This window comes from Ruegeria sp. C8 (assembly GCF_056537565.1).
Map to the genome: position 1 here is coordinate 143,959 of NZ_JBQFRV010000012.1, position 10,394 is coordinate 154,352.

13 protein-coding genes are annotated in these 10,394 nt (G+C 59.3%); 6 read left to right on the top strand and 7 right to left on the bottom strand.

The annotated features are described in order from the left end of the window. The first annotated feature begins 28 nt into the window (after positions 1-28). Positions 29-1,354 (top strand): adenylate/guanylate cyclase domain-containing protein, encoded by a 1,326-nt coding sequence (locus ACR0KL_RS16250; RefSeq protein WP_480777273.1) that lies wholly within the window; start codon positions 29-31, stop codon positions 1,352-1,354. Positions 1,355-1,358: 4 nt separating this feature from the next. Here the strand turns inward: ACR0KL_RS16250 and ACR0KL_RS16255 are convergent, their stop codons facing one another. From ACR0KL_RS16255 to ACR0KL_RS16265, 3 genes are read right to left on the bottom strand one after another with little or no spacing between them, the layout of a single operon-like run. Beyond that, positions 1,359-1,763: a hypothetical protein gene (locus ACR0KL_RS16255; RefSeq protein WP_425084905.1), complete on the bottom strand. Its 405-nt coding sequence runs from the start codon at positions 1,761-1,763 to the stop codon at positions 1,359-1,361. A gap of 45 nt (positions 1,764-1,808) precedes the next feature. Beyond that, the gene (locus ACR0KL_RS16260; RefSeq protein WP_170379294.1) at positions 1,809-2,459 is read right to left on the bottom strand and encodes a ChrR family anti-sigma-E factor; all 651 of its coding nucleotides are present in this window, start codon (positions 2,457-2,459) and stop codon (positions 1,809-1,811) included. 10 nt (positions 2,460-2,469) lie between these two features. After that, a complete protein-coding gene (locus ACR0KL_RS16265; RefSeq protein WP_480777279.1) occupies positions 2,470-2,985 on the bottom strand; it encodes a sigma-70 family RNA polymerase sigma factor in 516 nt (171 codons plus the stop codon). Positions 2,986-3,276: 291 nt separating this feature from the next. Here ACR0KL_RS16265 and ACR0KL_RS16270 point away from each other — a divergent pair, with 291 nt between their 5' ends. The 4 genes from ACR0KL_RS16270 (at position 3,277) to ACR0KL_RS16285 (ending at position 5,079) form a co-directional block, all read left to right on the top strand. Beyond that, entirely contained in the window at positions 3,277-4,047 is a 771-nt protein-coding gene (locus ACR0KL_RS16270) for a DUF1365 domain-containing protein (protein ID WP_480777274.1), read from the top strand. A gap of 87 nt (positions 4,048-4,134) precedes the next feature. Continuing rightward, complete coding sequence (locus ACR0KL_RS16275) at positions 4,135-4,452, top strand: DUF3775 domain-containing protein (RefSeq protein ID WP_170379290.1); 318 nt, start codon at positions 4,135-4,137, stop codon at positions 4,450-4,452. Between the two features lie 139 nt (positions 4,453-4,591). After that, on the top strand, positions 4,592-4,819 hold the full coding sequence (locus ACR0KL_RS16280; protein ID WP_480777275.1) for a DUF1127 domain-containing protein: 228 nt from the start codon (positions 4,592-4,594) through the stop codon (positions 4,817-4,819). Between the two features lie 56 nt (positions 4,820-4,875). Beyond that, entirely contained in the window at positions 4,876-5,079 is a 204-nt protein-coding gene (locus ACR0KL_RS16285; protein WP_170492715.1) for a DUF1127 domain-containing protein, read from the top strand. Positions 5,080-5,182: 103 nt separating this feature from the next. On the opposite strand, the gene ACR0KL_RS16290 is transcribed toward ACR0KL_RS16285, so the two are convergent. From ACR0KL_RS16290 to ACR0KL_RS16305, 4 genes are read right to left on the bottom strand one after another with little or no spacing between them, the layout of a single operon-like run. Beyond that, on the bottom strand, positions 5,183-6,325 hold the full coding sequence (locus ACR0KL_RS16290) for a saccharopine dehydrogenase C-terminal domain-containing protein (protein WP_170679345.1): 1,143 nt from the start codon (positions 6,323-6,325) through the stop codon (positions 5,183-5,185). 3 nt (positions 6,326-6,328) lie between these two features. Then, positions 6,329-7,384 (bottom strand): saccharopine dehydrogenase, encoded by a 1,056-nt coding sequence (locus tag ACR0KL_RS16295; RefSeq protein WP_170679343.1) that lies wholly within the window; start codon positions 7,382-7,384, stop codon positions 6,329-6,331. A gap of 14 nt (positions 7,385-7,398) precedes the next feature. Then, positions 7,399-8,013 carry a glutathione S-transferase family protein gene (locus ACR0KL_RS16300; protein ID WP_480777276.1) on the bottom strand — a complete coding sequence of 205 codons (615 nt, stop codon included), beginning with the start codon at positions 8,011-8,013 and terminating at the stop codon, positions 7,399-7,401. A 10-nt stretch (positions 8,014-8,023) separates the two neighbouring features. After that, a complete protein-coding gene (locus tag ACR0KL_RS16305; protein ID WP_170528781.1) occupies positions 8,024-8,674 on the bottom strand; it encodes a histidine phosphatase family protein in 651 nt (216 codons plus the stop codon). Positions 8,675-8,809: 135 nt separating this feature from the next. Between ACR0KL_RS16305 and ACR0KL_RS16310 the strand changes: the two genes are divergently transcribed. Then, positions 8,810-10,003: a Zn-dependent hydrolase gene (locus ACR0KL_RS16310; protein WP_480777277.1), complete on the top strand. Its 1,194-nt coding sequence runs from the start codon at positions 8,810-8,812 to the stop codon at positions 10,001-10,003. Positions 10,004-10,394: the final 391 nt, after the last annotated feature.

Here is a 10,394-nt window from a genome sequence, read left to right on the forward strand (position 1 = left end):
GTGCGCATCCTGACAGACAGGTTGCAGAATGAAAAATGCGGCGCACCCGCCAGAAATTGACCAACTGCTGAGAACGGCCGAGCAAGACGCGGAACAGATCGTTGGCCTGTTGCGAATGGGTGTTGCGGCGGGCCTTGGCGTCTTTTTCCTCGTCACCATCCAACCGGTTTCGAACAGCGGACATGCGGTTCTGGAGCGCCAATGGGCGTTCGCGTTCGGAACCCTCTTTGCCTATTTCTTGCTTGGCTTCGTGACATGGATCGCGGCTCGCAGGGGGCGCTTTTCGGGTTGGATGGCCTGGCCTGTGTCGGGCGCGGATTCCGTGTTCCTGATTGTCTCGGTCTGGTTGGGCTTGCTCAATACTGGCCTTGTCGGGGACGAGGTCTTCGTTCTGCCTGCCGTCTGGCTGGTCCCTGTGGTTCTGGCTTTCGGAGTATTACGCGGCAACCCCAAGGTCATGTTGATGCAGGTTGTCTTGCTGTCGCTTGGGTTTCTGTTCCTGATCGGGATAAATGCAGGATCCGCGCGGGGTCACACGGATAGTCCTATCTGGCTGTTTCTGGCACCGCCGCCCAACCTGATCCGAGTCTTCATGATCGCCCTGGCCGGGATGGTTCTGATCGTTGCCGCAAGGCGGGTTCACAAGTTGCTGTTCCAATCCATAACTGAGGCGCAGCGACGCGCAAACCTGACGCGCTACCTGCCCTCGCAGGTCGTTCAGGACCTCGGCGACAGCGGATTGGCGGCTTTGAAAAACGGACGCCGCCAGATGGCCGGTTTGATTTTCATCGATCTGCGCGGATTCACTACACTGTCGCAACAGCTTGAGCCGGATGAGGTCTCTGAACTGGTGTCGGATTACAGGCGCCGGGTCTCGGCTGTTGTGCGTCGGGAAAACGGGATCATCGACAAGTTCATCGGAGACGCCGTTATGATCGTGTTTGACGGAGATCAGGCCGCAGAACGCTGCCTGAACTGCGGCGCAGGGCTGTTCGACGAAATGGCCCGCTGGACTGCCGAGCGCAAATCGGCGGGCCTTCCGTCACTTGGCACCGGAATCGGCTTGCATTGGGGTGAGGTGTTTCTCGGCGTTATAGGCGATCAAGACAGGCTGGAGTTTTCGGTGTTCGGAGACGCGGTGAACATAGCCGCAAGGCTTGAAAGCCTGACCCGCGATCTGGAAATGGACCTGATTGTCTCGAACGACCTTGTGACAGCGGCTGGAGGGCGGGGCCTCTTGGACGGGCTAGTCAGCATCCCCCCGATCGAGGTCAAGGGCCGCAGCGGCGCTTTAGAGTTGTTGGGGGTTCCTATTCGGTCTGAAAACGCCGCAGTCGACAGCGAGCTCAAGTAGCAACTTACTGGATCGACAGGTCCAGATTGTAGCCCACGGTTTTGCCCGTATCCCGGTCATTTCCCATCAGATAGACTCGGATCGTATAGTCCCCGTCCTCGGGCAGATCGATGCGGGCAGTGTTGCCGTCAATCGAGCCGTTATAGATCGCGACGCCATCGCTACCGGGGGGCAGGATGTTGAAATAGACCACACCATTGCCATTGGTGTCGCTGACCTTGAGATCGGCAAACATCTCTTGCCCGGCTTTCGCGCCGAGAGAGTAGTCAAAATACTCATCTCCGGTCACGGTACCGTTGACCATTGTGCCAAAGTTGCCTGGCTCGAACTTCACATCAGCCTTCATCTGGGCAGACGCAATCGTGGCAAAGCACGCAAAGCCAAGCGCGATCAAACATGTTCGGGTCATGAATTATCTCCTGTCAGAGGCAGTTCTGATCCGAAATATACATGATCAGATCCGCAGGAAGGGCTGGAAAAGGCGCGGCATCAGTTTGCTAAACTTCAGCGGTGCGTCCGTAACGGCCAGACAGATGCAATCCTCGGTGATGTCGGCCGTCGGCGTGTGATGCAGATCTTCATCTGCAATCTCGACATCGCCGCGTGCGAAGCGATCAACCTCATCCGAAAACGCGCCCTGAAGAACCATTGTCAGTTCCGTACCATTGTGGCTGTGATCCGGGACGGCGACACCTGCGGGAATGAACAGCAAGCGGGCGGTGGCCTCTTTGCTGGTCGGCAGGATCGCCTGCTTCACGCCCATACCGATCGGTTTCCACTGAATGTCATCAACTGTCCCACCGACATAGTCTTGCAGGGGGGTCGGTAGGATGGCGCAGCCCGGACGGGCGGGCTTGGGGGTCGGTGCGCCTTGAGAGATCAGGGCCATCGTTGCGGCAAGGGATGCGTCGCTCATGCTGACAGCATCGGGTTGTGCATCCAAAACATGTCCGCCCACGGCCTCATAGCTTTCGGCGCGCGCACGGCAGTGGTCGCAAAGCGACAGATGGGTTGCAACCATCAGGTCGAACGCCTCGGGCAGCGAGCCGGCGGCATAGGCCATCAGCAGCTCATCTGTCAGGTGATGTTTAATCGACTGGCTCATCTTGCTCATCTCAGTTCATCGCGTGGCGCAAGCGGTCCAGCGCCAACCTAATACGTGATTTGATCGTTCCCAGGGGCAACCCGGTCTGAGACGCAATCTCTCGATGACTCAGATCACCGAAATACGCCTTCTCGATCAGCTCTCTCTGCGCCTCGGGCAACGCCAGCATGGCGGTGCGCAGCTGCGCGGTTTCCTGTTGTAGCGCAAGGACATCGTCCTGGTCCGGCTCAGCCTCGGGGCCCCATCCCAGTTCCTCGGGTTCAGGGCGGCGTTGCTTGCGCAGGACGTCAATGCGCTTGTTCCGAGCGATGGTGAACACCCAAGTGGCCACCGTGGCCCGTGACGGATCGAACAGATGGGCCTTGTGCCACAAGGTCGCCATCACCTCTTGCGCGCACTCCTCGGCCAGAGCGGCGTCGGATCCTGACTTCATCAGGAACGCCTTTACACGCGGCGCGAAATGCAGGAACAGCTCGGCAAAAGCCGCCTGGTCCTGCGCGTCTCGGATGCGCCTGACATGGTCCACCCACTCGGTCCTGGTGTCGCAACTGCCGTTCGTTCCGTTCACCTGTCTACCCTTGATGCGTTTCTTTGCGCGCCAAGGCTGAGGGGCGGCCTGTTCAGCCGCAGGTTCGTCCAAGGTCACGGTATTGATCTCGGTAAACATAACCGGATTACGCGGGGGGCACCAAGGCGGATCACTTTCATGCGACAAAAAAAGTCCAAACCGGGGTGGATTCCGTATTTCAAATGACGTCTCTTTTCTGAAAAGGGCGCAAGTCGAACAATTTACGGGCAAAGCAGGACGCGCGGCGGAATGAAAAATATCGACCACATAGCAGGTTACACCTATCACGGTCGCAAAGGGGCGATTGAAAACGCCTTTCGCTATTCGGTCGATTACATCCTGCTGGACCCCGAGGCCGATCTGTCCACGCCGATGCTCTTTTCAGTCGACCGCGTGAACATCACCAATTGGCGCAGGTCAGATCACGGCGGTAAACCGGGGCAGGGGATCGGAGCCCCATGGCTGCGTGCCCGGTTTGAGGAACTGGAGGTGCCCCAGCCTGCGCAGATCATGTTGCTGACGCAGCCGAGGGTTCTGGGCCATGTTTTCAACCCGGTCAGTTTCTGGTTCTGTTTCGATGGGGATGGGCAGCTTTACGCTGTGGTTGCCGAAGTCACAAACACTTACGGGACACGCCACAGCTATGTTTGCCACAAGCCGGGTTTTGCGGTCATCGACCCCTCGGACCGGGTGGTGGCGGACAAGCTGATGCATGTGTCGCCCTTCCAGAAGATTGAGGGGAACTACACATTCCGCTTCGACTATCGTCCCGACCGCGTTGGGGTTTGGATCGACTATGGGCGGGAAGGAGGCGGGCTGATTGCCACGCTGACGGGTCCGCGTCAGCCGCTGACCAACCGCTCTATACTATGGTCGTTTTTGCGGCGTCCGTTTGGTGCGCGGCGCACCTTTGCGCTGATCGTATGGCAGGCAATCAAGCTGTGGATCAAAAAAGCCCGCTTTCGTCCGTTCCGCACTGCGCCTGTTCCGGATCAACCGGTGTCGCGGGTTCGGCGATAGTTGCCCCTCTGTTTGCGTAAGATCAAAGACTCAGGGCGCGTGTCGGGGTCTGATGTGTCGAAACCGCGAACAAGAGGAGCTGAAGGCATGTTGGAAATTTCGGCAAGGAAAGTGGCTCAGGTTGCCATGATGGGACGTGAGCTGGGACGGGCCGAAGGTGAGTTGCGCGCCTTTGTCGACCGGATGAGCGAGGATGAGCAAGCCGAGTTGGTCGCCATCATGTGGATCGGGCGCGAAAGCTTTTTCGCCGAGGATCTTGCCGAGGCCATTGCCACCGCCAAATCCGAGGCCTCAACCCCCTGCGCCGATTATCTGATCGGCACACCGCATCTGTCGGACCACCTTGAGAACGGGTTGGATGCGTTGGGCATATCGGCTGAGGATATCGAGAACGATCTGATGTAGCCAAAGGCTCCGGATAGCGCGTGCCATCGTGCTCCATCTTCCTAAAGAAACTTTAATGGAACGCTGCTTTTTGGTTAACGCAGCGTCCCTTTATTTGATGTCAGTACTGCACTGAAAATCAAATTTAGGAGGAAAAGAAATGGCACATTCACATACTGCAGAAGCCCGGACTGGCCTCTTTGACGGTTTGTTCTCGAACTACGCGGACGCAAAGGTCGAGTTTTTTCGGAGACGCATTTTCTCGAACACGGTGCGCAATCTGGAAAGACTTTCGGATCACCAACTCGCGGATATCGGGATTGATCGGAGCGAGATCAAACAGCGCGCCTATGAGAGCGTTTTCAACGGTGCCCCACTTCGGCAATGAAACAGGGTCCGCGACCGTTCACAAACGCCGTTTATATAATGAGTGAGGTAACGAATATGTTTGATGTCATCCCGCCCGCGAATCAGCCAACGCCATCCGCTACGGCTCTACTTCTGTTTGATCGCGCAATGCGTATCAGGGCCATAAGTCCGGAAATTGTGCGTGCTGCGCAGTATCTGGATGGCCTGAGCGACAATCAGTTGGCCGAGTTGGGCATAAACCGCAGCGATATCGAGGACACGATCAATCGATATATCTGACGCTTGGGCGTCGCAAAGAAAGCCAGACTAAGAGATGGAAAAAATACGAGATTGAAGGCCATTCCAGACATGCTGGGATGGCCTTTTTCTTTTTACCGGCTGGTTAACCCAAGTGATCCACGATTTGTAGATGCTGCGCGAGCGTGTCGATTTCACCCATCCAGCCTTGCACCAGTTTCGGATCGCTGGGTGCCGCGTGAACGCCAGCAGGGATGGCGCGGTTCAGGACGGCTTCAACCGCCAGCGAAACCGGGATCGACACTAGCCGCGCCATCGCGGTGCCGCGTTCATCGCCCCAGGCATCCATGACGTAGGTTTTGTGCCAAACCTCAACGCCGTCTTTCTCGGCTTTCAGGCCAACGCACAGCACCACGCGGTCGGGCTCGCCTTCGTCATAGGCGTTTTCGGCCCAGAACTGATCCGACATCTCTTTCAGACGCGCGTCGCCTTCGGGGCCTGAGAGGGTCTCGATTTCGGAGAATACGTCGGCCCAGGCATCGGTCCAGCCGTTCAGGCGCAGGGTGCCGCGGACGAATTCTTTGACCGGCCAGTGATCCTCAAACTGGTATTCGGCCATAAAGGGCAGCGAGTCGCGATTTGGGTAGACCTCAAAGCTCTCGGGGGTTGGCAGCGGCGCGATATAGCTGCTGATCGCGTCCCATGGGCGGGCGATGTCCAGCGGGGCATAGTCGCGTATGGATTTCGACGGCGACCGCAGTGCTTTGAGCACACCTAGTGGCGACCAGCTGAACTTGTAGCGGAACGGGTTCGGGTTCTTAGGGATGCCGCCACAATAAGAAATAAAACTCAGATGGTTCTGCGCGTCAAATGCATCCGAGGCGCGGTAGTCGGCCACCAAAGCATGCGCCATCAGGTGGTCGATGCCCGGGTCCAGCCCGACCTCATTGACCAAAGCCACACCAGCTTCACGCGCCTTGTCATCCAGCGCGCGCATTTCGGGAGCGATGTAGGAGGACGAGACGAAGTTCGCTGCTTTGGAGATTGCCAGCTCCGCCAGCGGCACGTGCCAATCGCCCGGCAACATCGAGACGATCACGTCGCCCTTCTCCAGCACCGCGCCCAGAGCGTCGATGTCGAAGGCACGGATGTCGTCGGTCAGGTCTCCGACCTCGGCTTCGGCCTTTTCGATGGTTCGGTTCCAGACGGTGACCTTGTGCCCGCCCTCGATCAGGCGGCGCAGGCCGGGGATGGCCGACAGGCCGGTGCCACACCAGTGAATCGTCATCGCTCAGAGTCCTTCGATATGAGTTTTGTAGGTTGCTTCTGCCCGACCCCAGACGCCGCTGTCCAGATCGGTGAGCGTCAGCAGAGACGGCAGCAGTTGCGCCGCGTAGTCTTGTGAGCTTTCGACCGGCAGCATTGAGGGCAGGTTGTCGATGGCCATCACGTCCATCACTGGGTCGGTGGCAACGCGCAGGGCGGGGGCCTCCCACGTGGTGGCGCGGTCATAGACCGGGACCGGATTGTAGTCGCTATCCGGGTCGCAGGCCACGTCACCGATGGCGGTCAACTTACGCGGCGCGGTCAGCGCCTCGCGCGGAACAAAGACCGGCGTGCCGGGGCGCGCGAAGATGCAGTTCAGGAACAGGTCATGATCCAGGATGTCCGGGAATGGGCCTCCGCTGGCGGTCTCGGCCATGTCCCATTTAGTGACGCTGACACCCATCGCTTCGCACATATCTGCGGCACCCGTACCCACTCGGCCTAACGCGCCGATAACGATGGCACGGGGGCGGTCGGCGCCGGTGGCGTCCAACTCGGCCAGCAATTCGGCGTTGAGCGCATCTTTGTTGGCATAGACGCCTACGGGCGGGCATTCCTGTCCGCGTTGCTGCGCGGCCCATGTTTTCAGCGTGACCGCCGCGCCCGCATATCCAGCCCAATAGCCAAAGGCAGCGACGCGGCGGCCGTCTTCGTCGACCAGATATTCCAGATCATAGAGCGTGCCGCCGCCCGCCTTGAACCGCTCTAGCAGAGCCCGACCGGAATGTTGGCCCTTGTAGGCATGGCCAAACATGATGTGGCGATGAGGCAGGGGGGTGCCGTCCTCGGGCAGCTCTTTCAGGCCGAAGATGATCGCGTCCTGCGGGGCCTCGGGCCAGCTGTTTTCAGCCGCGATCTCGCAGCCTGCGTCCTTGTAACCGTCCAGCGGGATGGCGCGGACAGAGCTTTCTTCGACCGTCAGACGGATGCCTGCCGCGATCAGCGCGGCGGCGCCTTCGGGGGTCAGGCCGACCCGTTCTTCGTTCGGGCGCTGTTCTGCCCGGACCCAGAGATGTGTCATCATATTTCCTTTTGTCAGAGCATTCCGGCGGCCTGCACCGCCTGAACCGAACCCCGCGCTTCCATCGCCTCGCGGAAGGCGAGGATTTTGGGGAAGGCCGAGACATCTACGCCGTCGCCCTCCAGCCAACTGCACACCACATAGAGGTAGGCATCGGCAAGCGAGAAGGTCTCACCCAGAACGAACGGCCCGCGCAGCCCGTTCGACGAGATGTATTTGCAGGACGCGGTCATGGTCTGCGCGACCTTGTCCTTCATGTCTTTCCAGCTGGATTTCTTGTCGGCCCAGCGGTGCCCGCGCATCTTGTGGGCATGGTTCACATGCATGGTCGAGGCGAGGTAGTACATCACCTCGCGCATCCGCGCGGCCATGACCGGGTCTTCGGGGGCCAGCCCGGCTTGCGGCGCGATGGTTGCGATATAGTCGAGCAACGCGCCGGTTTCGGTCAGGATACCGCCATCCACCGCCAGCGCCGGAACCCGGCCCTTGGGGTTGATCTGCTTGTAGGCGGGTCTGGTCTGTTCGCCATCGGCAAAGTCCAATCGGATCGCCTCATAATCCAGACCGGCCTCCTCCAGCGCTATGGCGACAGCGACCGAGATGGTGCGGGGAGCGTAGTAAAGCTGCATCGTGACCTCCCTACAGATGGGTCTGGGCGAACTGACGGTCTGGCGCTTCCAGATGCGGGGTCGCGTTGAAAAGAACCGGGCTGAGCTGCGCTCCAATCGGATGCAGCCGGTGCATCGAGGTGTTCATGATGGCAAGCGCCACCCGCGCCATCGACGGGATATCCAGCCCCATTGCCTGCCGCACCACCATCGAGATCAGCCCACCCGAAGTTACGACAATGGCCGGCCCACCCTCGGTTCCGATCTCATGCAGGGCGTCACTGACGCGGGTTTCAAACTGTTCGAAACTTTCGGGCGCATCCTGGATGTCGCCAGCGGCCCACGCAGCGAATGTGCGGGGCAGGTGGTCAACGAACCCTTCGCGATCAGTCGGGATCGCCACGCCGTGCTGTTCGTGAAACAGTTGCGCCAAGGTGAAATACTCGATCTCGTTCAGGCGTGCATCTCGAACCGGCTCAGGCAGTCCCATGCTCGATGCGGTTTCGACATGCCGGGTCAGCGTGCCGCAATAGACGCGAGGATAATGCGCGCGCGTGTCGCGCAAATGCGCGCCCAGCCAGCGCGCCTGCTGGTGGCCCAGATCGCTGAGCTTGTCATAGTTTACCTCGTCCCGCGCTGCCGTGTTGGCCTGACCGTGACGAACCAGTGTGATATGTGACATGGCGGTCCCTCTTGCTGGCAAGTCTTAGGGCAGGTTCCGGGCCGGGGCCAGAGGGGTTAGGCAAAAATCGAAGGGTGATTGCAGGTTGCCAGCTGGGCGCTATGGTTGGCCGCGCAAGACGTTTGGGGGGAGTTCATGGCAATCAACGAAAACCGCTTTTTGGCTGATCTGCACAAGCTGCGCGAATTCGGTGCCTCGGGCGTGTGCAAAGGCGTTATCCGCCCCGCCTATTCCGAGGCCGACATTGCCGCCCGGAAATGGCTGGCGAACCGGATGGCAGATGCGGGCCTTACCCCGCATTTCGATCCGGTCGGGAACCTGTTTGGTTTGACGGACGGGCCGTCCTTGCTGATGGGGTCACATAGCGATAGCCAGCCCGAAGGCGGCTGGCTCGACGGTGCGCTAGGCGTGATCGCCGCGCTTGAGATTGCGCGCAGTAGCGATCAGCCAGTCTCGGTCGTCAGCTTTCAAGATGAAGAGGGGCGGTTTGGTGTTACTACAGGCTCGGCCATCTGGTCGGGCGGTTTGTCTTTGGATCAGGCGGACGAGCTGACCGACCATGCAGGCATACCCTTTGCCAAAGCCCGGGGCGCGATGGGCGATCTGGCCGAGAGTTTTGTCGATCCCTCCCGTTTCACCGGCTTCATCGAGATGCATATCGAGCAAGGCCCGACGCTTGATACCCAGAAAGAGCAAATCGGAGTTGTAACCGAGATCGTTGGCATTCGCGATATGGTGGTTCAGTTCGACGGTCAGCAGAACCACGCCGGAACCACGCCGATGCATCTGCGTCGCGACGCGTTTCAGGCTCTGTCTGCGTTCAACGCCCGTCTGAACGACCGGTTCCGAAACGTGGTTACGCAGCAAACCGTCTGGACAATTGGGCATGTGGATTTGCACCCCAACGCCTCGTCCATTGTGCCGGGGCGGGTGCGGTTTTCGATGCAATGGCGTGACGGAGATGCCGACCGTCTGGCAAGGATGGAGGAGATCATTCGCGCCACAGCCGCCGAGATCGCCGCAGAGATGGGCATGGGCCTGAGCTACGGTCCGATGCTGGGGCTGGAGCCGGTGGCCATGGACTCCTCGCTTCGCGCCGCGTTGGAGCATGGGGCCGAACAGGTCGCGCCCGGCAAGTGGCGCAGGATGCCCTCGGGGGCGCTTCATGATGCCACCAACGTCTCGCGCCTGATGCCGGTTGCCATGCTGTTTGCGCCGTCTATTGACGGAATCAGTCACGATTTTGCCGAGGATACCGCCGAAAGTGACCTGATCGCCGGGCTTCATGTGCTGGATCACGTCGTTCAAAGGCTGCAGCCAAAACCGTAGTGAATTGTAGCGAATACGCAAATTCTCGATTGTAAGCATGACCATAGCCAATCTCCGAGTTGAAAGTGCAGCTTCGCAAATGTGCCAGTTACCAGCGCTGAGAACATCGTCTGTTGCCTAACGGAAAAAAGTTTCCTATAGGAACATTACCGATGCATGCGCTCGTATACATGCCCGCTCTGGCTGCGGTTCTGGGCCGAAACACCAAGGCTGAATCGTTGCATTAGATCCAAGTTGGGGCAAACTTACGGGTATGCGTTCCGACCACTCGATACGAAAAGGTATCTGCCATGACCGACGCACCGAAGCGCACTCCTCTTTACGATTTGCACGTCGAGCTTGGCGGCAAGATGGTTGATTTTGCGGGCTGGGAGATGCCTGTTCAGTATCC